General features: G+C 69.9%; 22 protein-coding genes. 8 read left to right on the forward strand and 14 right to left on the reverse strand.

The window, feature by feature from the left end; all coding sequences use genetic code 11:
* Positions 1–2: 2 nt before the first annotated feature.
* The 8 genes from IE307_RS36065 to IE307_RS36100 form a co-directional block, all read right to left on the reverse strand.
* Positions 3–911 (reverse strand): NAD-dependent epimerase/dehydratase family protein, encoded by a 909-nt coding sequence (locus IE307_RS36065; RefSeq protein WP_191303915.1) that lies wholly within the window; start codon positions 909–911, stop codon positions 3–5.
* Positions 912–1,035: 124 nt separating this feature from the next.
* A complete protein-coding gene (gene whiA, locus IE307_RS36070) occupies positions 1,036–2,022 on the reverse strand; it encodes a DNA-binding protein WhiA (RefSeq protein ID WP_089912944.1) in 987 nt (328 codons plus the stop codon).
* Positions 2,013–2,981 (reverse strand): gluconeogenesis factor YvcK family protein, encoded by a 969-nt coding sequence (locus tag IE307_RS36075; RefSeq protein ID WP_191304028.1) that lies wholly within the window; start codon positions 2,979–2,981, stop codon positions 2,013–2,015. The genes whiA and IE307_RS36075 overlap by 10 nt, the downstream gene beginning before the upstream one ends.
* 5 nt (positions 2,982–2,986) lie before the next feature.
* Entirely contained in the window at positions 2,987–3,844 is an 858-nt protein-coding gene (gene rapZ, locus IE307_RS36080; RefSeq protein ID WP_191304029.1) for an RNase adapter RapZ, read from the reverse strand.
* Positions 3,845–4,446: 602 nt separating this feature from the next.
* On the reverse strand, positions 4,447–6,348 hold the full coding sequence (uvrC, locus tag IE307_RS36085) for an excinuclease ABC subunit UvrC (protein ID WP_191303917.1): 1,902 nt from the start codon (positions 6,346–6,348) through the stop codon (positions 4,447–4,449).
* A gap of 42 nt (positions 6,349–6,390) precedes the next feature.
* Entirely contained in the window at positions 6,391–6,873 is a 483-nt protein-coding gene (locus IE307_RS36090; protein WP_191303919.1) for a Rieske (2Fe-2S) protein, read from the reverse strand.
* A gap of 106 nt (positions 6,874–6,979) precedes the next feature.
* The gene (locus IE307_RS47085; protein WP_308436431.1) at positions 6,980–7,384 is read right to left on the reverse strand and encodes a Rieske (2Fe-2S) protein; all 405 of its coding nucleotides are present in this window, start codon (positions 7,382–7,384) and stop codon (positions 6,980–6,982) included.
* A gap of 3 nt (positions 7,385–7,387) precedes the next feature.
* On the reverse strand, positions 7,388–7,882 hold the full coding sequence (locus IE307_RS36100) for a hypothetical protein (RefSeq protein WP_191303922.1): 495 nt from the start codon (positions 7,880–7,882) through the stop codon (positions 7,388–7,390).
* Between the two features lie 380 nt (positions 7,883–8,262).
* On the opposite strand from IE307_RS36100, the gene IE307_RS36105 reads away from it, so the two are divergent.
* The 4 genes from IE307_RS36105 (at position 8,263) to IE307_RS47090 (ending at position 12,012) form a co-directional block, all read left to right on the forward strand.
* Positions 8,263–9,696: a helix-turn-helix domain-containing protein gene (locus IE307_RS36105; RefSeq protein WP_229905418.1), complete on the forward strand. Its 1,434-nt coding sequence runs from the start codon at positions 8,263–8,265 to the stop codon at positions 9,694–9,696.
* The gene (locus IE307_RS36110; protein WP_191303925.1) at positions 9,696–10,172 is read left to right on the forward strand and encodes a hypothetical protein; all 477 of its coding nucleotides are present in this window, start codon (positions 9,696–9,698) and stop codon (positions 10,170–10,172) included. Before IE307_RS36105 ends, IE307_RS36110 begins: the two co-directional genes overlap by 1 nt.
* A gap of 524 nt (positions 10,173–10,696) precedes the next feature.
* Complete coding sequence (locus tag IE307_RS36115) at positions 10,697–11,158, forward strand: hypothetical protein (protein ID WP_191303926.1); 462 nt, start codon at positions 10,697–10,699, stop codon at positions 11,156–11,158.
* Positions 11,134–12,012, forward strand: coding sequence for a hypothetical protein (locus tag IE307_RS47090; protein WP_229905419.1), 879 nt, complete (start codon positions 11,134–11,136; stop codon positions 12,010–12,012). The genes IE307_RS36115 and IE307_RS47090 overlap by 25 nt, the downstream gene beginning before the upstream one ends.
* A 38-nt stretch (positions 12,013–12,050) precedes the next feature.
* On the opposite strand, the gene IE307_RS36125 is transcribed toward IE307_RS47090, so the two are convergent.
* Positions 12,051–12,242, reverse strand: coding sequence for a S1 RNA-binding domain-containing protein (locus IE307_RS36125; RefSeq protein ID WP_191303927.1), 192 nt, complete (start codon positions 12,240–12,242; stop codon positions 12,051–12,053).
* Positions 12,243–12,421: 179 nt separating this feature from the next.
* Here IE307_RS36125 and IE307_RS36130 point away from each other — a divergent pair, with 179 nt between their 5' ends.
* A complete protein-coding gene (locus IE307_RS36130) occupies positions 12,422–13,384 on the forward strand; it encodes a helix-turn-helix transcriptional regulator (RefSeq protein WP_191303928.1) in 963 nt (320 codons plus the stop codon).
* Entirely contained in the window at positions 13,381–14,298 is a 918-nt protein-coding gene (locus IE307_RS36135) for a sigma-70 family RNA polymerase sigma factor (protein WP_191303930.1), read from the forward strand. Before IE307_RS36130 ends, IE307_RS36135 begins: the two co-directional genes overlap by 4 nt.
* Here IE307_RS36135 and IE307_RS36140 read toward each other — a convergent pair.
* A complete protein-coding gene (locus IE307_RS36140; RefSeq protein WP_191303931.1) occupies positions 14,258–16,024 on the reverse strand; it encodes a LamG-like jellyroll fold domain-containing protein in 1,767 nt (588 codons plus the stop codon). The two genes, IE307_RS36135 and IE307_RS36140, sit on opposite strands and share 41 nt — an antisense overlap.
* Before the next feature lie 81 nt (positions 16,025–16,105).
* Between IE307_RS36140 and IE307_RS36145 the strand changes: the two genes are divergently transcribed.
* Both IE307_RS36145 and IE307_RS47095 read left to right on the forward strand, forming a co-directional pair.
* Positions 16,106–16,825 (forward strand): sulfite exporter TauE/SafE family protein, encoded by a 720-nt coding sequence (locus IE307_RS36145; RefSeq protein ID WP_191303933.1) that lies wholly within the window; start codon positions 16,106–16,108, stop codon positions 16,823–16,825.
* Positions 16,826–16,947: 122 nt separating this feature from the next.
* Positions 16,948–17,097, forward strand: coding sequence for a hypothetical protein (locus IE307_RS47095; protein ID WP_229905420.1), 150 nt, complete (start codon positions 16,948–16,950; stop codon positions 17,095–17,097).
* On the opposite strand, the gene IE307_RS36155 is transcribed toward IE307_RS47095, so the two are convergent.
* From IE307_RS36155 to egtC, 4 genes are all read right to left on the reverse strand, one after another.
* Positions 17,082–18,662, reverse strand: coding sequence for an alpha/beta hydrolase (locus tag IE307_RS36155; protein WP_191304031.1), 1,581 nt, complete (start codon positions 18,660–18,662; stop codon positions 17,082–17,084). The two genes, IE307_RS47095 and IE307_RS36155, sit on opposite strands and share 16 nt — an antisense overlap.
* Positions 18,663–18,770: 108 nt before the next feature.
* On the reverse strand, positions 18,771–20,363 hold the full coding sequence (locus IE307_RS36160; RefSeq protein ID WP_191303936.1) for an alpha/beta hydrolase: 1,593 nt from the start codon (positions 20,361–20,363) through the stop codon (positions 18,771–18,773).
* A 63-nt stretch (positions 20,364–20,426) separates the two neighbouring features.
* Positions 20,427–21,398, reverse strand: a complete 972-nt coding sequence (gene egtD, locus IE307_RS36165; protein ID WP_191303937.1) for an L-histidine N(alpha)-methyltransferase — start codon at positions 21,396–21,398, stop codon at positions 20,427–20,429.
* The gene (egtC, locus tag IE307_RS36170) at positions 21,395–22,120 is read right to left on the reverse strand and encodes an ergothioneine biosynthesis protein EgtC (protein ID WP_191303939.1); all 726 of its coding nucleotides are present in this window, start codon (positions 22,118–22,120) and stop codon (positions 21,395–21,397) included. The genes egtD and egtC overlap by 4 nt, the downstream gene beginning before the upstream one ends.

A 22,120-nucleotide genomic window follows, 5' to 3' on the forward strand; every position in this document is an offset into this window, starting at 1 on the left:
CGTCACGGCAGGGGCATGTCGCGTTCGATCCAGTCGACGACGGACGGGCGGGAGGGACGCCAGCCGAGGGCACGGGCGCGGGTGGCGCGGACCCGGCTGTTGGCGCCGAGGGCGTAGCGGGCGAACCCCTCGCCCCACGCGGCACCGGCGGAGCGCAGGTCCCACGGCTCGATGGGCCCCAGGCCGAGGCGGCGGGCGATCGCCTCCCTGATCTCCGCGAACGAGGCGTCCGCACCGCCCTCCACGAAGTGGAACCCCGTGGCCGCGGGATCGGTGAGGGCCAGGTGGTAGAGGTCGGCCACGTCGTCGACGTGCACGGTCGACCAGCGGTTGAGGCCGCGTCCGACCACCCGGACCACTCCGCTGCCGAGGGCTTGGCGGACCAGCGGCGGGATCAGCACGGTCTGCGGGCGGGGGCCCGTGCCGTTGCCGTAGATCAGCGAGTTGCACAGCACGACCGTGCGCAGCCCCGTGTCGCCGGCGTCGGTCACAGCGCGGTCGACGTCGTAGCGGGCACGCCGGACGGGGTGGTCGCCTGGGCTGAACGGCACGGCGTCGTCGAACACCGTGCCGGAGGCGCTGCGGCCCTGGGCGTCGTCACCGATCACGCTGGTGCCGCTGGTGTGGATCAGGACCTTCCCCGAGCCGCGCAACGCGCCGACGAAGGTGTCGACGGCGCCGCGGTGGTCGCTGTCGGCGGTGTTGACGACCGCGTCCGCCCGCCGGGCCTCCCGCTCGAGCAGGGCGACGTCGCCGAGGTCGCCGACGACCGGCTCGATCCCCGCCGCGGCCAGAGCACCGGCCACGCCGGGGGTGCGGGTCAGACCGCGCACGGTGTGGCCGGCGCGGACCAGTCTCCGCGCGACGGCTCCGCCGATGTAGCCGCTCGCGCCCGTGAGGAAGACGTTCATGCCGCGAGGCGTTCGTCGATCATGGTCCGACCGTGCCAGCCGTGCCGGAATCCCGGCCACCTTCGTTGCCGTCGCGGCAACGGACAGCCGGTGGGGTGAGGGCCCGGAGAGCCCTCACCGCTGCTCAGACCTCGGCTTCGAGCATGTCCGCGGTGACCGCGGACTCGGTGTCCGGCAGTCCCAGGTCCTTGGCCCGCTTGTCCGCCATGGCCAGAAGACGCCTTATACGGCCTGCCACCGCGTCCTTGGTCATCTGCGGGTCCGACAGCTGGCCCAGCTCCTCGAGCGACGCCTGGCGGTGCGCGAGGCGCAGCTGACCGGCGGCGGCCAGGTGGTCCGGCGCCTCCGGGCCGAGGATCTCGAGTGCCCGCGCCACCCGTGCGGCCGCCGCGACGGCCGCGCGGGCCGAGCGGCGCAGGTTCGCGTCGTCGAAGTTCGCCAGCCTGTTCGCGGTCGCGCGGACCTCACGCCGCATCCGGCGCTCTTCCCACGCCATCACGCTGTCGTGCGCGCCGAGCTTGGTCAGCATCGCCCCGATGGCGTCGCCGTCCCGTATCACCACGCGCTCGGCCCCGCGGACCTCGCGCGACTTGGACGAGATGCCCATCCGGCGTGCCGCGCCGACCAGTGCCAGCGCCGCCTCCGGACCGGGGCAGGTGATCTCCAGCGACGAGCTGCGGCCCGGTTCGGTCAGCGAGCCGTGCGCCAGGAAGGCACCGCGCCACGCGGCCTCCGCGTCGCACACGCCACCGGACACCACGGGCGCGGGCAGACCGCGCACCGGACGGCCGCGCGGGTCGAGCAGACCCGTCTGGCGGGCCAGTCCCTCGCCGTCCTTGACCACGCGGACGACGTACCGGGTGCCCTTGCGCAGGCCGTTGGACTGGATCGTGAAGACCTCGGCGTGGTGGCCGTAGAGCGCCTGGATCTCCTTGAGCAGCCTGCGGGCCGCGGATCCCAGGTCGAGCTCGGCCTCGACGACGACCCGGCCGGACACGATGTGCAGGCCGCCCGCGAACCTGAGCAGGGAGGACACCTCCGCGCGGCGGCAACAGGTCTTGGATACCGCGAGCCTGCTCAGCTCGTCCTTGACCGCCGACGTCATCGCCACGGGCTCGTCCCTCCTGCTCCGGTCTCCTCGACCACTTGCCTCAGACAACCGGCAAGCGCCTCCGGATCATGCCGTTCAGCGGCGTCCGGTGCGGCGATCTTCGCCAGATGCGTACGCGCACCCAGTGCCGAGGCGGCTCGCGTCAGCCGGTCCGGGGTGGGGACCGAGTCGACGTCGGCGATCACCGCGTCCACCTTCAGCTCGGGTGCGTGTTCGCAGACTACGTCCAAATGCCGCTCCGGAGAGAAACCAGCGGTTTCACCCGGTTGGGGGACGAGATTGAGCACCAGGACCTTCTTGGCACGCGTGCGGACCAGCGCGTCGTGCAGATCGGGCACCAGCAGATGCGGCAACACGCTGGTGAACCACGACCCCGGGCCGAGTAGCACGAGATCGGCGTCAAGTACAGCCTGTACTGCTTCCGGACAGCCGGCAGGTCGCCCGTTCGGGGCAGTCAGCCGGATGCGCCGCACCAGCCCCGGAGTGGTCGCGATGGCGACCTGGCCCCGAATGCGCCGCACGTCCGTCACGTCCTCGTCGAGGCCCATGACGTCGGCCTCGATGTCGAGCGGGTCGTTCGACATCGGCAGCACCCTGCCCTTGACGCCGAGCAGCCTGCTCGTGAGGTCGAGCACCGCGACCGGGTCGCCGAGCTGCTCGAGCAGCCCGGCGATCACCAGGTTGCCGACCGCGTGCCCCGCGAGGGCCCCCGTGCCGCCGAACCGGTGCTTGAACAACGACGTCCAGCGCTGGCTGGCCTCGTCCTCCCCCGCCAGCGCCGCCATGGCCTTGCGCAGGTCACCCGGCGGCAGCAGGTCCGACAGCTCACGCCGCAGACGTCCCGAGGAACCCCCGTCGTCCGCGACGGTCACCACGGCCGTCACGTCGTCGGTGACCTTCCTCAGCGCGGTCAGCGTCGCGTGCAGCCCGTGCCCGCCGCCCAAAGCAACAGCTTTCAACTTCGTCACTCACGTCCCAGATCCCTGTGCACGACCTTCACGGCCATGCCGTCCTCGCTCGCCAGCCGCCCGGCCAGCTCTTCGCTCAGGGCCACACTGCGGTGCTTGCCGCCGGTGCAGCCGATCGCGAGCGTCAGGTAGCGCTTGCCCTCACGCCGGTACCCGGCCCCGATGAGCCTGAGGAGCTCGTGGTACCGATCAAGGAACTCGTCAGCGCCCTCCTGGGACAGCACGTAGTTGCGCACCTCACCATCCAGACCCGTCTGCTCGCGCAGCTCGGGGATCCAGAACGGGTTCGGCAGGAACCGCACGTCCATGACGAGGTCGGCGTCCATCGGCAGCCCGTACTTGTAGCCGAAGCTCAGCACCGTGACCCTGGTCCTGGTGGCCGCCTCGGTGCCGAACGAGTCCTCGATCTTGGCCCGCAGCTGGTGGATGGAGAGCGCACTGGTGTCGAGCACCAGGTCGGCCTCCTGCTTGAGCGGCGTGAGCAGGATCCGCTCGGCCTCGATGCCGTCCTGCAACCGCCCGTCCCCCTGCATCGGGTGACCGCGGCGCACCGCCTCGAACCGCCGGATCAGCACGGCGTCGGTGGCCTCGAGGAAGAGCACCCGCGGCTTGTACCCGCGCGCGTCGAGGTCCTTGATGATGGCGGCCAGGTCCTCGGTGAACGCGCGGCTGCGCACGTCCATCACGACGGCGACCCTGGTGATGGCCCCGCGCGCCTGGGCGCCGAGCTCGACCATGGTGGCGATGAGTTCCGGGGGCAGGTTGTCCACGACGAACCAGCCGAGGTCCTCCAGGCACTTGGCCGCGGTGCTGCGGCCCGCACCGGACAGCCCGGTCACCACGGCGACTTCGATGCCGGACTTCTCCGCGTTCACGACTACGACTCCGTTACCTGTTCATGAGCGCGCTCAGGGCGCTCTCGTTTGGGCCAACTCGTTGCCGGGGCGGCGCCACGACCGGGCGGCCCCTCCCCTGAGTCTCCCTCGGAACGGCTGCCGGGTGCGGCAGGTTCGGCGGTTGAGTGGGGCGCGTCGTGGCCGCGATCACGATCCTCACCCGGTCGGCGGTCTGTTCGCGGGGTGGGTGAGGCCGGTGCGGCGGGTGGGACGGGTGGGGAAGTGCCGCTTTCGCTCCCGGCTGCGGCCCGGCCGGACGCGCTTCGGCCCGCCACGCCTCGTCCGCGCGGCCCGGTACGACACCGGGCCGGGCTCGCGGTGGTCCGCGTCTCGCCGGTGGGACGGACAGGCCACCCCACCACGACGTGGACGCGGGCAGGGTTCCGGTTCTTCCCCGGTGACTCCGGCAAGGGAGGCACTTCCCACCTCAGCCACACCGCACCTCGCACCCACCTGCTCGCACCGGACAACTCAGCCCGAACAACCCGTTGGCGTGCAACGTTCTTCCCGCAGCACCCGGCCCTGGAGCCGATCGCTCCCAACGCCACGGTGCCGCCCCGTCAAGCCTTCCCGGCCGCCGAAGCCAGCGTCGCCACCACCGCCTCGGCGGTGCGGCGCCCCACCCCCGGCACGTCGCTGATCTCGTCCACTGTGGCCTGTCGCAGCTTCTTCACCGACCCGAAGTGCTTGAGCAGCGCGGCTTTGCGCGTCTCGCCCAGGCCGGGGACCTCGTCCAGCTCGGAGGTGGTCATGCGCTTCGAGCGCTTCTGCCGGTGGTAGGCGATGGCGAAGCGGTGGGCCTCGTCGCGGACCCGTTGGAGCAGGTACAGGGCGTCGCTGGTGCGCGGGAGGATGACCGGGTCCGGTTCGCCGGGGACCCAGACCTCCTCCAGGCGCTTCGCCAGGCCGACCACCGCGACGTCGTTGATGCCCAGTTCGGTGAGGACGTCGGAGGCGGCGGCGGCCTGGGGGCCCGCGCCGTCGACCACGAGGAGGTTGGGCGGGTAGGCGAACTTGCGGGGTTTGCCGGTGTCCGGGTCGATGCCGGGGTTGGGGCCGCCGGAGGCGGTCTCGCGGAGCATCGCCTGGAAGCGGCGGCGGACGACCTCGGCGATCGAGGCGACGTCGCCCTCGGTGGCGGCCTCGCGGATGGCGAAGCGGCGGTACTCGGACTTGCGGGCCAGGCCGTCCTCGAAGACGACCAGGGAGGCGACGACGTCGGTGCCCTGGACGTGGCTGATGTCGATGCACTCGATGCGCAGGGGCGCGGTGTCGAGGGCCAGCGCGTCCTGGATCTCCTGCAGGGCCGCCGAGCGCGCGGTCAGGTCGCCGGCGCGGCGGAGTTTGTGCTGTGCGAAGGCTTCCGAGGCGTTGCGGGCCACGGTCTCCATCAGGGCGCGCTTGTCGCCCCGTTGCGGGACGCGCAGGGCGACGCGGGAGCCCCGTTGTTCGGACAGCAGTTCTTCCAGTGCCGTCGCGTCGTCCGGCAGCACGGGGACGAGCACCTCGCGGGGCGTGCTCTCCGTGTTGTCGCCGTAGAACTGCATGATGAACTGGTCGACGATGGCGCCGTCGTCGACGGCCTCGACCTTGTCGACCACCCAGCCGCGCTGGCCGCGCACCCGGCCGCCGCGCACGTGGAACACCTGGACCGAGACCTCGAGCTCGTCCTGCGCGAACGCCATCACGTCGGCGTCCGTGCCGTCGCCGAGCACGACGGCCTGCTTCTCCATCGCACGGCGCAACGCGCCCAGGTCGTCGCGCAGCCGGGCCGCGCGTTCGAACTCCAGCTCCTCCGAGGCCTGCAGCATCTCCCGCTCCAGGCGGCGGACCATGTTGTCCGTCTTGCCCGCCAGGAAGTCGCAGAAGTCGAGGACGATGTCGCGGTGCTCGTCGGCCGACACCTTGCCCACGCACGGCGCCGAGCACTTGTCGATGTACCCGAGCAGGCACGGGCGGCCGATCTGGCTGTGCCGCTTGAAAACGCCCGCCGAGCACGTGCGCGCCGGGAACACCCGCAGCAGCAGGTCCAGCGTCTCGCGGATGGCCCACGCGTGCGCGAACGGCCCGAAGTACCGCACGCCCTTCTTGCGCGGCCCCCGGTACACGTGCAGCCGCGGGTAGTCCTCGTGCAGCGTGACGGCCAGCACCGGGTACGACTTGTCGTCGCGGTACCGGACGTTGAAGCGCGGGTCGAACTCCTTGATCCAGTTGTACTCGAGCTGCAGCGCCTCGACCTCGGTGGTGACGACCGTCCACTCGACGGAGGCCGCCGTCGTCACCATCTGCCGCGTGCGCGGGTGCATCCCGGCCAGATCCGCGAAGTACGAGTTCAGCCTGCTGCGCAAGCTCTTCGCCTTGCCGACGTACACGACCCGGCCACCGGCGTCGCGGAACTTGTAGACGCCGGGAGCCTCAGGAATCGTGCCCACCGCGGGGCGGTACGTCGAGGGATCTGCCACGCCGCCAAGACTATCGACGTGGTCCGACAAAAACAGAAAGGGTCAGGTCAGGACCACCTGGTCACCGTCGACCTTCACCGAGACCGCGCGCAGCCCGGTGGTCGCGGGCCCCTTCTTCACGGCGCCGTCGGAAGCGCCGAACTGGCTTCCGTGCGAAGGACACGTGATGGTGCCGCCGGAAGGCTCCGCGACCATCGAACCCTGGTGCGGGCAGGTCGCGTCGAAGGCCTTCACCTCGGTCGCGGAGATGCGCGCGACGACGATCTTCTTGCCGCCGGGGGCGTCGACGACGGCCCCTCCGCCCTCGGGCACGTCAGCCAGGGCGACCAGCGCGGTACCGCTGGTGCCGGCGGAACCCGTGGATCCGGTGGATCCGGTGGGGGTCGATCCGCCCTGGGTGGGCGTGGTGTCTCCGGAACCGGCCGGGGTGGAACTGCACGCCGTCACGAGCCCGCTGGGAACGGCGAGGGCAACCGCGATTCCGCACAGCGCCGCCCGCCTGCTGACCAGGCTTTCGGTGTTCACGACCGATCCTCCGTGGTGGTGGGTGTTCGGGGTCACACCACAGCATTACGCGAATCGGTTCGCCAAAGTTCAGCGAGACGCACGATGCACAGCAAATGCACAGGTCTCAGCCGAGCACCAAATCATCACCGGAACGGACGAGAGCGACCTCCGCCAACCCCGAAGTCGCAGGTCCTTTGCGGACTTCTCCGGTGGACGGGTCGAAAGTGCTCCCGTGCAAAGGGCACGTGATCGCGCCACCGGCGGGCGGATTCACGAAGGAACCGACATGTGGGCACGAGGGGTTGAACGCGCGGAATTCACCCGATCGGGACTGCACGACCAACAGCTGGGCGTTTCCCGGCATGTCCACGAGGAGTCCGGAACCCGAGGGCACCTGGGACACCGCGACGACCCGGTCCCCCGGCCGGGCGGTGCCGGCACCACCCGTCTTGCGAGGAGCGGGCTCGCCACAGGCGCTCAAGGCGGCGGCGAGCCCACACAACAACACCGTTCTGCGATCCACGAGCACCGATTATCGGCGCTGGTCCTCCGCGGCCGCCTGGCGGGCCAGGGCGAGCACGGCCGTGAACGGCGGGAACCAGTGCCGCGAGTGCGACGGCGGGTTCGCCCAGCGCAGCGATCCGTACCTGGTCATCGTCGGCGGGAGCGCGATCCGGTGCGGCGAGCGCACGAACTGGACCTCCGGCGGCGCCTTCAGGTGCGTGGGCAGCAGCGCCACCAGCTCGGCGAGGAAGATCCAGTGCTCGCGGGGGCCGGGGATGACCGTGACCGGCCCGGCGAGCATGCGGGACTTCAGGTCGGCCAGGACGCGCGACCCGATCCGCGCCGGCATCGCCAGTGCTGTCGTGGCGGGGCCCAGGGGCAGGAAGACGCCCTGCTCCGTGACTGTCACCTGCCAGCCGAGCAACCGGTATCCGGCGACGGCCTCGCCGATCGCACGTGCGTGTCCTCTGTTCTGTGGGATCCCGGCACTTCCGGTACCGGTCTCCGCGGCTGTGAGGCTCATCGGCGGTTGTCCTCCCCGTTGGTGGGTGGCACTGGCCACGGCCACGGGGATCGACCCGCAGCCTGACGAGAGCAGGGTCCTTCCCGCCTTCCGCCAACACCACTCGCCTGATGCATGCGCCTCATGCATCAGGCGTATGAAGCTCATCCACCGCACGGGGGCACCAGAACTGCGACACGCGAATCCATTACGTCTTATGCATGAGATGGATGGACTGACGATCACACGTCCGTACACTGGGGAAACGCTCAGTGACGGGGGCGAGGCCGATGGATTCAGCGACACCCAGATCCAGACGCGCTTGCCCGTGCGGAGCGTTCATCGCCGCCGACAACCCCGATCGGCTGTGTCACCGGTGCCGCCGCAACGCTCGTGCGGACGTGCACGGACCACCTGAGGTCCCGAACGACTTCTGGGACCACCCCGCGATCGCCGCCGCGTGCACGGACCGCGACATGGGTGCGCTGATCTCGGCGTACCGGCACCACCCCCAGCACTTGAGCCGCGTCACCCAGGACCGCATGGCCGGGTGGCTCGGCATCAGCCAGGCGCAGCTCTCTCGTTACGAGTCGGGCGAGAACCAGATCGACCGCCTCGACCGGCTGCGCCACTTCGCGCAAGTGCTCGGTGTACCTGGCGAACGACTGTGGTTCGACCGAGTCGTCATCCCAGCTCAGGTGGGCTCCCCCGAAACGGGCCCGCCAGACGTGCTCGCCGCCCCCTGGGAGGCGACGAGCATCGCACGTTCGGTCGAGGAGACGGCGAGGAGCGACTTGGCGATCAGCAGACGAGCGGCGCTCACAGGAGCCGCCGCGGTGACGGTGGGGTCCGCACTGGTCGAACCGCTGCAGCGGTGGCTGCACCCCCTGCAGAACCTGTCGAAGTGGTCGTCGCACTCGGCGATCAGCGAGGAGGAGCTCTTCGCGTTGCAGCGCGTGGCCGACGGCCTGCGCGGCTGGGGTGGCCGGGGCGGCTACGGACTGGCCCGCAAGGCCGTCCTGGGCCAGCTGGACGAACTGGCCGAACGCCTGGGCCGGGCCCCGTCCGGCCCGACGACGGAACGCGCGTTCTTCATCGGCGCCGAACTGTCGAAGGTGGCGGCGAGCATGTCGTTCGACGCCGGCCTGCACAACGCGGCCCAGCGCTACTACGTGCTGGCCGTCCGCATGGCCAAGGCGGGCCACAACGACGGCTTCGCGGCCCTCTGCCTGGCCGCCATGGCGAGGCAGATGTTCGACCTGGGCCGCCCCGAGGACGGCTTGGAGCTGGTCCAACTGGGCCAGTACGGCACCCGCCGAACAGGCACGCCGACCCTCAAGGCGCTCCTGCTCACCCGCGAGGCCTGGGCCTACGCCAGCATGGGCAAGACCAGGGAGTTCCACCAGGCAGTGGGCCTGGCACAGGACAGCTTCGCCCAACGGGACGCGGACAACGAACCCCGCTACCTGCACAGCTTCGACGAGGCCGAACTGGAGGGCGTCATCGGCGCCCGATGCCGCGACCTCGCGATGCACGACCCCACCCAGGCAGTCTTCGCCGAACAGCACATCCGGCGGGCCCTGGCACTACGTGACCCGTCCAAGGTGCGCAACCGCGCCTTCGACGTGATCGGACTGGCGCGCACCAAAATGGTGGCGGGAGACCCGGAGGCAGCGTGCGGGTTGATCAACGAGGTCCTGCCGACAGCGGCGAAGCTCTCCTCAGGACGCGTCCTGCGCAAACTGGAGGACTTCGCGAAGGAAGCGGCACAGCACCGCCACATCCCCGCCGTGCAGGACACCAGGGACGCGATCAGAGCGATCCGGACAGCATGATGCGAGTAGGCATCACCGGCCACAGCAACCTGGTCCCGGAATGCGTCCCGGCAGTCCAGGCCGCCATCACCGAAACCCTCACCAAACTGGGCGGCACCCTGGTGGGCGTCACCTGCCTGGCCCCAGGCGCAGACCAGGTCTTCGCCAGAGCGGTCCTGGACCTGGGCGGCCAGGTGGAGGTGGTCCTCCCCGCCCTGGACTACCGGGACCGCCTGAAACCACACCAGGTCCCCGAGTACGACGAACTCCGAGCAGCGGCCACCGTGGTCAGCGTCCTCCCGCACATGTCGAGCGGACGCCTGGCCTACGTGGCGGCGAACGAACGCATGCTCGCCTCCGTGGAGGTCCTGGTGGCGGTGTGGGACGGCGTACCGGCCCAGGGCAAGGGCGGCACGGCGGACGTGGTGGAACAGGCCAGAGCATCAGGCGTGCCGATCGAGGTCGTATGGCCCGAGGGGGCCCGCAGGAAGTCCTAAGGAGGACGCCAAAGGCACCCCCACCCCACGCGATGCCGAAGGCGAGCCGTCTTTCCCATACGGCTTGGGCGGTGGGGTCCCGTCACGAGTCGCACCACAGCTCCTGCTGCATGCAGGTAGGGGTGTCAAGCGGACACGCTCTTCGTCCGCTTGACACCCCTACCTGCATGTGGCCAGCTCCTGGTGCGACTCGTGACGGGACCCCACCGCCAACGCACCCGACTAAGCAACGCGCAGCCGCCCAACGCAACAGGCGTGCCATCTACCTACGGGCGGCGCCACCCCCGGATCAGATTGCCGGGGGTCTGGGGGCAGAGCCCCCAGGGGAAGCACGCAACCGCAACACGCCGCACCCAAGGCGACCCACCCACCAACCCGCGACCCGCAACCCAACCCACCAACCCGCGACCCACCCACCAACCCGCAACCCCCACTACTCCGAGCGAGGGAAGTTGGTCGGCAACCGGCCCAACTCCCACCCAACCCCTAGCCCCACCAACCCACCTTGATCACGATTTCCGGACATGGCAGCCGATCCGTTCGCCCGCCTGGCCGACCGCCAGCAGTCACTGCGAACAGCCCTGAGAGCCCTCCAAGCCGCAGGCCCAGGCAGCCCGGACTTCCCCACCCTCATAGCCCGAACGAACGACGAAGTAGAAGCCGTCATCAACGCCCGACGGGACGTGGAAGCAGCCAGACTCACCACCCCGAACCGAGCGATCGCCACAGCCACGACAGCAGCGGCGCTGATCATCGCCGTGGGCTGGTTCGACGCCTGGTCCCTGCTCTCCCTGCTACTGGCCACGGCCACAGCCGCGGCAGTCCTGGTGGACCCGGCGGGCCGCACACCCTGGGACCCCAGAGCCAGAACAGCGGCGATCACGGCAGCCCTGGTGGCGACTCTCCTGACCCCACCCCTGAACGGCTGGGCGACACTGATCACAGCAGCGGGCATTGCCTGGTGGGCCTGGAGGACGCGAACGTGAACATCGACCCGTTGAAGGCCCTGGAAGCCAAGGTCGAGCGCCTCAAGAAAGACCTGAAAACCCTCGAAACCCGCCTGGAAAACTCGCAAACAGACGCGGCGCACAACCAGCTGACCCAGTCGAACCAGCTCAAAGACACCTCCCGCAAGCTGGCAAAGACGAACGACCGCGTGACGGACCTGGCCGAAAGCGTCCACCGCCTGGAACGCCTGCTGGTGGCGCTGAACAGAAAAGTCCGGGCGGGCGAAACCCGGAAAGCCGACTTCGAGAACTGGCCGGAGATCGAGAAGGAGGAACTGGCCAAGATCTTCCACGGCCAGGAGGCCTACGCCCGCAGGAAGTTCACCCCGCAGGAAGCCAAGGACACCCGCAAGGCCATCGCCGAGTACGACAGGAAGGCCCACGAGGCCATCGAGGCTGCTGAGTCCCTGACCCACCTGCCGCCGAACGCGGAGTCGTTGTGGCGCAAGCACTACAAGCAGTGGAACGCCATCACCACCCGCGTGCGCCCGGAGGTCCCGGACGACGACACGCATGCCAGGGACACCGTCGCCAAGTCGGCCGGCAACGAGGCCATAAAGCGCATACGCCAGCAGATCCGCGCACGCATCGAGGACGCGGTCGCGGGCGATCTGCTGTTCCCGGCGTGGTTCGAGAACGTGCTCGGACCCGCCGCCCCACCCGGCAGGGCGGACGATTGGCTTTACACAGCAACGGATGTCGTGCTGTACCGGCTGCTGCACGACGTCACGAGCCCTGCGGACGCGCTGGGGCCGGCGCCCGAAGAAGAAGGGCACCGCAAGACCCTGCACGACCGCCTGACGAACGAGTGCGCGGAGTACCGCAAGCCGTGAGAAAGCCCGGGCAGGGCGCCTCTGCCCGAGCACTCACATCACGCCAGCTCCAGGCTGAAACGCTGTTGCACGGCGTCCACCGCGAGCACCTTCACCTGCACGGAGGCACCGACCTCGGCCTGCTGGCCGTGCAGGAGCCCGTGTGCACCGGCGGGGTGCTCGACGAAGGAACCGAAGGGAACGGTCGAGACGACCTTCCCCGAAAAGACATCACCAACGTTGGGAAGCATTGCGCATCACCTCCTCTCCCAAGCGCGCGTCCCTAGGAACAGGCGCGGGGGTGGAGGGGCCCTGATCAAGTCAGGGCCGGGCAACCGTTCCGCTCACGGCACAAGGCCGACCCGGCAGTCATGGGAGCAACCCTAACCACTGAGGGCCGCTGTCCGCAATGGAATCTAGAATCGCTCCCATGCTCGAGACGTCCGCACGGCTGCTGAAGCTGCTGTCCCTCTTGCAGGTGCGGCGCGACTGGACGGGCCCGGAACTCGCGGACCGGCTCAGCGTCGACGTGCGCACGATTCGCCGTGACGTCGACAAGCTGCGCAGCCTCGGTTACCCCGTCACGTCCCTGCCGGGCGCCACCGGCGGGTACCAGCTCGGGGCCGGCGCGGAGCTGCCTCCGCTGCTGCTCGACGACGACGAGGCGGTCGCCGTCGCGGTGGGGCTCAGGACGGCGGCGAACGGGAGCGTCGAGGGCATCGAGGAGACGTCGGTCCGCGCCCTCACCAAGCTGGAACAGGTTCTGCCGTCCCGGCTCCGCCGGCGCGTGCAGGCGCTCCAGACGCACACCACTCCCCTGATCGCCGTCGGTCCGACCGTCGACCCGGAGACGCTCACGATCATCGCCGCCGCCTGCCGCGACCACCAGCAGCTGCGGTTCACCTACGCTCCGACGCAGGGCGAACCCGCGAGGAGGCTCGCGGAACCGCAGGGCCTGGTGCACACGGGCCGCAGGTGGTACCTGGTCGCATGGGACGTGTCCAAAGAGGACTGGCGAACGTTCCGGGTGGACCGCATCACCGGGGAACCGGCGCTCGCCGCGAGGTTCACGCCCCGCGAGCCTCCCGCGGAGTCGCTGGGCGAGTTCGTGTCCCGGCAGATCTCCTCGAACGTCTACACCTACCAGGCCGTGCTCAAGATCCACGCCCCGCTGCGGGTCGTCGCGGAGCGCACGTCGCCGATGTCGGTGTCGCTCGAACCGGTCGACGACGGGACCTGCCTCATGCGCACGGGCGCCGAGGCGCTCGACCGGATCGTCTTCTACCTGCTGTACCTGGACCTCGACTTCGAGATCCACGAGCCGCAGCGGCTCAAAGAGCACGTGGGTACGCTCATCACCCGACTCCAGAGGTCGATCGGAGCACAGGCATGACAGTGGACTTCGAGACCGTCGCGGACCCGTTCAGACGGGAGCTCCTCGCGCACTGCTACCGGATGCTCGGCTCGCTGCACGACGCCGAGGACCTGGTGCAGGAGACGTACCTGCGCGCGTGGAAGGCCTACGACCGGTTCGAGGGCCGCTCGTCGGTGCGCACCTGGCTGTACCGGATCGCGACGAACGCCTGCCTCACCGCGCTCGACGGCAAGTCCAAGCGCCCCTTGCCGTTCGGCCTCGGCACCCAGGGCGCCACGGAGAACGACCCGCTCACCCAGGACCACGAGGTGCCGTGGCTGGAGCCGTTCCCGACCGACCCGGCCGCGATCGTCACCGAACGCGAGTCCACCCGGCTGGCGTTCGTCGCGGCCCTGCAGCACCTACCGCCGAGGCAACGCGCGGTGCTGGTCCTGCGCGACGTCCTGAAGCTCACCGCCGCCGAGACCGCCGACGAGCTGGAGATGACGGTCGCGGCCGTCAACAGCGCGTTGCAACGGGCGCACGCGCAACTCAAGGACCTCACCGAGGACGAGGTCGTCGAGCCGGCGGACGCCAAGCAGTTGCTCGACCGGTGGGTGAAGGCGTTCGAGGCCAAGGACATCCCGGCGATCATCGGCATGTTCGCCGAGGACGTCGTCTGGGAGATGCCGCCGTTCCCGCAGTTCTACCGGGGCCCGGCGATGGTCGCGTGGCACCTCGCGAACCAGTGCCCGTCGGTCCCGCACGGCTCCAGGATGGTCGCCACCGAGGCGAACGGCCAGCCCGCGTTCGGCCTCTACCTGCGGGCGGAGGACGGCGTGTTCCGGCCGTTCAACCTCCAGGTCCTGGAGGTGGGAGACCGGATCACGCGCGTCTCGTCGTTCTTCGACCTCAGTCTGTTCCCGCGGTTCGGGCTGCCTTCGACCGCATGAACTCCGCGCGGCCGAGGGCGCGGTTCACGATCCGCACGTCACCGACCCAGCCGTGCAACGACTTCTCGACGACCCCGTTGTACGCGTAGGCGCCGACGAGCCACGGGTCACCGGCGGTCGAGATGCCGCGCGCCGGCGTGGACGGGTTGCGCAGCAACGGAGATCCGTCGACGTACATCGTGGTGTGCCTGCCGTCGTTGACCACGGCGATGTGCCACCACGTCTCGTAGTCCATCTCGTGACCCCAGTTGGTGGAGATCCCGGTCTGGTCGCGCGGGAACACCGCCCACTGCAGCTGGCCGCCGCCGGCCACGTTCAGGGTCGCGATCGGCTCGCTCGGGTCGTCCCCGGTCTTTCCAGCGGCCGATCCGGGCGCGAGCTTGGTGAGCAGGCCGCACCACGGGTGGTCGAATCCGTTGGGCAGCTTGAGGAACATCTCGACGGTGTACCCGCGCTCGAACGCCTCGCGGTTCACCGGCGCCGACTCCACAGTGGACAGGTAGCCGTCCTTGCCGAAGTACAGCGAGCGGTGCGACGGCGCGAACCGGCTGTGGTCGTCCGAGGCGGTCAGCGTGCCGGTCTGCTTGAGATCGTTCCCGTTGCCCGACAGGTCCTTGAGCCCTTCGCCGAGCCGCCAGTACGCGACGGTGCCGCGCACCAGCACGTCGCGAACGGGCTGAGCGGGAGGCAGCACGGGCGGGTCGAACCGGGCGAACCGCTGCTCGAAGTCGATCGGCACGCTGAACCGGTCGGCCGGTCCGGTCAACTCGGTCTCCCTGCGCTCCAACGGGTTGAGCGACTTCTTGCCGAGCAGCCACGGCGAGATCGTGCGGACGTCGACCACCCCGCGGTCCAGGTCGAAGTGGTAGAGCCGGATCATCGCGCCGCCGCCGTAGTAGCGGTCCTGGTAGTTCGTGATGTGCACGTGCACGTCGTTGCCGAACGCGTTCTTCATCGTCGTCCGCGCGGGCGGCCAGAAGTGCCCGTTGAGCGTCAGGAAGATCTGGTCGTTGTCGTTGATCAGCTCGTTCCACAGCCTGCGGCCGTAGTCGGACATGGCCGCGGCGCCGTCACCGCCGTCGAACGCCAGCTCGTGCGTGGTGAGGATGACAGGAAGCTTGGCGTGCTTCGCCAGCACGGAACGCGCCCACTCGAACCCCTTGGCGGACATGCGCCAGTCCAGCGCGAGCACCAGCCATTCCCGCCCGCCCGCGCGGAACACGTGGAACGAGTTGTAGCCGTCGGCGCTGGAGCCCCGGTACGTCGGCGAGGTGCGGAACCGCTGCGGCCCGAACCTGTCGAGGTACGGCGTGCGGCCGCGCTGGTCGTCGAGGCGCGAGTCCGGCACGTCGTGGTTGCCGGCGAGCACGCTGTAGCCGATCCGGCGGCGGTCGAGCACCTCGAACCGCTCGCTGATGTCGTCGATCTCGCTCTGACGCGCGTTCTCGACGAGGTCGCCGAGGTGACTGATGAACGCGATGTTGTCGGACCGCCGGTGCTCGACCAGGTGCTGCAGCGTGGCCTTCAACGGCGCGGAGTCACCGCGGTCGAGGTCGAACATGTACTGCGTGTCCGGGATCACGGCGAGCGTGAACCGCCGCGCCTCGGGGTCGGGCCTGCCGTACCCGACAGCGTTGTCAGCGGCTGCGGTACCAGGTGTGACCAGCGCGGCAGCGGCGGCGGTCGCACCGGTGCCGAGCAGGAAGGAGCGGCGGGACGCGGTCATGGCGCGGAGCGTAGGTGCGCTCGGCCAACGGCAGGCGAACGCGGGAAAAACCTCGGACACCGATGTGTAGCCTTGCTAACCATGTCCTGGGGGTTGCTGGCGGTCGCGGGTGTGGTCGTCGCGTGCGGAGGGTTGCTGCAGGGGTTGATCGGCTTCGGCCTGGCGCTGATCGCCGTGCCGCTGCTCGCGTTGCTGGACCCGGCACTGGTCCCGGCGCCGGTCCTCGTCATCGCCTGCGCGCACGCGATCATGTCGCTGGCCAGGGAGTTCGGCCACGTCGACTGGCGCGGCGTCGGCTGGGCGATGCTCGGCCGCCTGCCCGGCACGGTCGTCGGCATCTGGATCGTCGACTCGCTCGACCCGCGCAGCTTCGGCATCGTCGTCGGGGCCGCCGTGCTGGCGTGCGTGCTGCTGTCGATCACGTCCTGGCGCCCGCAGCCGACTCCGCCGTCGCTGGTGACCGCCGGCGTGGCGAGCGGCTCGTTCGGCACGGCCACGTCGGTCGGCGGCCCGATGGTCGCGCTGCTCTACCAGAACCAGGCGGGGCCGCAGGTGAGGGCGACGCTGGCGGCGTTCTTCGTACTCGGCTCGGGTGCCTCGCTCATCGGCCTGGGGGTCACCGGCAACGTGACGGCGCACCAGTTGTGGAGCGGGGTGCTGCTGATCCCGTTCCTGATCGCCGGGTTCCTGTTGTCCGGGCCGTTGCGGAAGAAGTTCGACGCCAAGGGGGTTCGGACGCCGACGTTGGTCGTGGCTGGGGCGAGCGCGGTGGTGCTGATCGTGCGGAGCTTGCTGTCGTGAAGGTTCCCGCTTGGGCCGTGCTGGCCGTCGGCGCGCTGACTGCCGGCATGTGCTCGTTCCTGCCAGGCACCGAAGAATCTCAGCCGGGTTCGGGAAGCTACGAAACACTCCGTGGAGTCGAGATGAGCCGTCGGTTCATCGAGCCCGAACCTGTCCACAGTTCCACAGCGCCTTGGCTGGTCATAGCAGCCGTGCTGGCCGTCGCCGCCGCGGTGGCGGTGCTGCGCGAGCACCGCCACCGCTTCCGGCGAAAAGGTCAGGCGAACGGCTGAACGTTCGGCTGGAACACCTGCCCGTCAACCGGTGCGACCAGGTCCACCAGGTACCTCGCGACCGCCGCATCCGTGTCCGCCGACCGGCCCAGGATGCAGTGGCCGAAGGCGTCGACGCTGATCAGCCGCGCGTTGCCGAGCTGCTTGGCCATGCGCTGCGCGAACAGGTACTGCGTCGCCGGGTCGAAGTAGTTGCCGACGACCACGATCGGGTTCTTGGTCTTCTTGTTCCACGGGCCGATCCACCGGTCCGGGTTGCGCGTCGGCCACGTCGCGCAGGTCAGCAGGTCGGACGCGGCCTGGTAGCGGCCGAACGTCGGCGACTCCTTCTCCCACTTCGCCGCGGTGGCGGCCCAGGTGCGGGTGGTGCGGGAGAACGGCTTGTCGATGCAGTTGACGCCGTAGTACGAGTCGTCCGAGGTGTACGGGGTGTCGGGCAGCGGGTCGACGTCGAAGCGGCCACCGCCGTTGTTCAACGGCGCGGCCAGCTCCACAGTGGACTGAACGCTGGCGACCGCCAGTGACGGGTTCAGGGCGTTGTGCACGCTCTGCAGCCACGCCGCCAGGGGTGCGATGCGGGCGATCGAGTACAGGTCGCCCGCGACGCGGCCCACGACGTCGGACAAGGTCACGCGAGTGCCGTCCGGCAACGTCGCGGGCCCCTTGGCCAGGGAAACCTTGAGGGCCTCGAACTTGGCGCGGGCGTCACCGGCGAACGCGCACTTCGCCACACCGGCGGAGTCGCAGCGCTTCAGCATGGCGTCGAGGGCGATCTCGAAGCCGCGGGCGCGCTCGCGGTCGTACTGGGCGCCGTCGGTCAGGCGCAGGCGCGGGTCGACGTTGCCGTCGATCACCATCGCCCGCGTGCGGTGCGGGAAGATGTTCGCGTACGTCGAGCCGAGCAGGGTGCCGTACGAGAAGCCGACGAAGTTGAGCTGGGCGTCGCCCACGGCCTCGCGCATGACGTCGAGGTCGCGTGCGACGGCCTCGGTCGACATGTGGTTGAGCAGCGGACCGGCGTTGATCCTGCAGTAGTCCGTGTAGGCCTTGGACTGGCGGATCGAGCTGGCGATCTCGTCCTTCGTGATGGGCAGGGAGAACCAGCCGTCGTTGACGGCGGCGGCCTCCTCCTGGGTGCGGAAGCACTTCATCGGCGCGCTGCGGGCGACGCCGCGCGGGTCGAAGCCGACGACGTCGAACCGGTCGAGCACCGAGGGCTGGAAGTAGTTCTTCGCGATGGCGCCGCGGATGAGGCCCGAACCGCCGGGACCACCGGGGTTGAGGAAGATCGAGCCGATCTTGCGCGACGGGTCGTTGGCGGGGCGCTTCATCATGGCGATGCCGGTCTTCTCCCCGCGCGGGCGCGAGTGGTCGACGGGCACTTCCTGGATGGCGCACGTGAGCCGCGCGCGTTCCTCGGGCGTCACGGTGGAGGGAAGGGTGGCGAGCACGTCGGCCGCGCACTGCCCCCAGGCAGCGGGTCTGACGGCGGGGCCGGGCTCGGCAGAAGCCGTGCCCAGCCCGGAGACGATGGTGCCGAGCACGAGCGCGCCCGCGAGCACCATGCGCACAGAAGAAGATGACGTCACGGATGCACCCCACCACTCAGCGTGCATCGTTTGTACCCGCCTATCGTCGGGTTGTGGCCCGACGACAGGCGGCACGCGCGAGAACTAGAACGGTTGCGCGTTCGGCTGGAACACCTGGCCGTTGGCCGGTGCCACCAGGTCCACGAGGTACCTCGTCACCGCCGCGTCGGCGCCGGCCGAGTCACCGAGGATGCAGTGACCGAAGGCGTCGACGCTGATCAGGCGCGCGTTGCCCAGTTGCTTGGCCATACGCTGCGAGAACAGGTACTGCGTCGCCGGGTCGTAGTAGTTGCCCACCACGACGACCGGGTTCTTGGTCTTCTTGTTCCACGGGCCGATCCAGCGGTCCGGGTGACGAGCCGGCCAGGTCGGGCACGTGAGCAGGTCGGACGCGGCCTGGTAGCGGCCGAACGTCGGCGACTCCTTCTCCCACTTCGCGGCCGTCGACGCCCAGTTGCGGTTCGAGCGCGCGAACGGCTTGTCGATGCAGTTCACGGCGTAGTACGAGTCGTCGCTGGTGTACGGCGTCTCGGGCAGCGCCCGCACGTCGGCGCGGCCGTTCAGGTTGTTCACCACCGGAACGTCCACAACGGACTGAACGGTCAGGGCACCGGGGTTCTGGGCGGCGTGGATCGACTGCAGCCACGCGGTGAGGGCCTTGAACGTCGTCGGGCTGTACAGGTTGCTCGCCGTGCGGCCGACGACGTCGGTGAGCGTCACCGTGGCGCCGCCGGGCAACGTCGTGGGGCCCTTGCGCAGCGACTCGCGGATCGCGTCGAACTTCTTGCGCGCGTCACCGGCGAACGCGCACCGCTCGACCCCGACGGAGTCGCAGCGCTTCAGCATGGCGTCCAGCGCGATCTCGAAACCGCGGGCGCGCTCGCGGTCGTACTGGGCGCCGTCGGTCAGGCGCAGGCGCGGGTCGACGTTGCCGTCCAGCACCAGCGCACGAGACTTCGACGGGAAGATGTTCGCGTAGGTCGCGCCGAGCAGCGTGCCGTAGGAGAACCCGACGAACGTGAGCTGCCTGTCCCCCACCGATTCGCGCATCACGTCGAGGTCGCGCGCGACGGCCTCGGTCGACATGTGGTCGAGGAGCGGACCGGCGTTGATCCCGCAGTAGTCCGTGTAGACCTTCGACTGGCGGATCGAGCTCGCGATCTCGTCCTGGGTGATCGGCAGCGCGTACCAGCCGACGTTCACCGCGTCGGCCTCCTCCTGCGTGCGGAAGCAGCGCAGCGGAGCGCTGCGGCCCACACCGCGCGGGTCGAAGCCGATGAGGTCGAACTTCTCGAGGATCTCGGGCGTGAAGAAGCTGGAGCCGTAGGCGCTGTAGATCAGGCCGGCGCCACCGGGGCCGCCGGGGTTGATGAACAGCGAGCCGATCTTCTTGGCCGGGTCGCCGGCGGGCCGCTTCATCATGGCGATGCCCGTCGAGTCCCCGCGCGGGCGCGAGTGGTCGACGGGCACCACCTGGACGGCACAGCTGACCTTGGTGCGCTCGGCCGCGGGGATCTCGGCGAGCACGTCCGCCGCGCACGGACCCCATTGCGCGGGTCTGGCGGCGGAGGCGGCTTCGGGCTGGGCGGACGCGCTGCCCAGGCCGGTGATGACGGTGCCGAGCGCGAGCGCACTGGCGAGCGCCACGCGCACGGCACGCGTAGTTGCGGAAGTCATCGTTGCAGCCCATCACCGGGCGTGCACCGTGTGTACCCGCCTATCGGAGGGTTGTGACCCCGCTTACACCGCTTGGGCGAGCGAGACCGCGAACCTGCCCTCCGCGTCGGTCCACCAGCGGTGCAGCGAGAACCCGCCGGCCTCCAGCTCCTGCTTCACGCCCTCCTCGCGGAACTTGGCCGACACCTCGGTCCGCAGTTCCTCGCCCTCGTGGAACTCGACGGTCAGGCCGAGCTCGGCGAGCGTCACGCGCATCGCCCGCTTCGCCCGCAGGCGCATCTCGATCCACTCCTGCTCGGCGTTCCACAACGCCACGTGCTCGAACGCGTCGACGTCGAAGTCGCCGCCGACTTCGCGGTTGAGCACGTTCAGCACGTTGCGGTTGAACTCCGCCGTCACGCCCTGCTCGTCGTCGTACGCGCGCACCAGCGTCTGCTCGTCCTTCACCAGGTCCGTGCCGAGCAGCAGCCACTCCCCCGGCTCCAGCACGTCGCGGACCGTGCGGAGGAACTTCTCGCGCTCCTCCGGGATCAGGTTGCCGATCGTGCCGCCCAGGAACGCGACCACGCGCGGCGACTCGCCCGGCAGCAACGCGAGGTGCTGGGTGAAGTCGCCGACCACCCCGTGCACCCGCAGGCCCGGGTAGTCCGCGATGATCGCGTGCGCGGCCTCGGTGAGCGCCGACACCGACACGTCCTGCGGCACGAACTCCCGCAGCGTCCCGTGCTCCCGCAACGCGCTGAGCAGCAGCCTCGTCTTCTCCGACGAGCCGGAACCCAGCTCCACCAACGAGTGCGCGCCCGTCGTCGCCGCGATCTCGCCCGCCCGTTCGGCGAGCACCTCGCGTTCGGCACGGGTCGGGTAGTACTCGGGCAGTCGCGTGATGTCCTCGAACAACGCGCTGCCGACGGCGTCGTAGAACCACTTCGGCGAGACCCACTTCGGGTCCGCGGTCAGTCCGGCCCGCACATCGGCACGTAGCGCGTGTGCGGCGTCCTCCGGCTTGAGATGAACGTCCAGCACCGGCTCGGTCATATCGGTCGAACCTCCACAGTGGATGGATCCGCGGTGACCACGTGCCGGTCGGGGATCTCCCGCCAGCCCGGGTCGTCGTCGAGCCGTTCGGACGCGATGGTCACGCCCTGGCCCTTCTGCAGCACCCACAGGGCGTGTGTCCACGTCGTCCCCGCGAGCACCTTTCCGTTGGTCAGCAGGAAGTTCAGCCGCGACCTCGGCGCCGCGTCCGCGACTTCCCGCACGAGTTCGGCGAGCGCCCCGGCCGGGTCCTTCCCCGTCTCCAGCCGACGCCTCAGCACCGTCCACAACAACGCGGAGTCGGTGGGGGCGTCCATGGTGAGCAGGTCGGTCATGTCGAGCGTCTTCGCGAGCCCCGCCGCGGTGTGCGGCCAGCCGTCGACGCGTCCGTTGTGGCTGAACAACCACGTGCCGTCGGTGAACGGAGCGCAGGCCGCGTCCGAGACCGGCATGCCCGTGGTCGCGGACCGCACCGCCGCCAGGAACGCCGTCGACTCGGCGGACGCGAGCTGGCGCAGGTTCGCGTCGCTCCACAACGTCCCGGCGCGCCGGTACCGCACCGGGCCGGGGAACCAGCCGACGCCGTAGCCGTCGACGTTCACGGTTCCGCCGGCCCGCATGTCGGCGGGCGCGTAGGACTGGTGCTCCAACGAGTGCGGTGCGTCGTACAGCAGGCTGGCGACGGGCACGGCTGCGCCCAGGTAAGCCAGATGGCGGCACAT

Source organism: Lentzea cavernae (assembly GCF_014653695.1).
GTDB classification, from domain to species: Bacteria; Actinomycetota; Actinomycetes; order Mycobacteriales; family Pseudonocardiaceae; genus Lentzea; species Lentzea cavernae.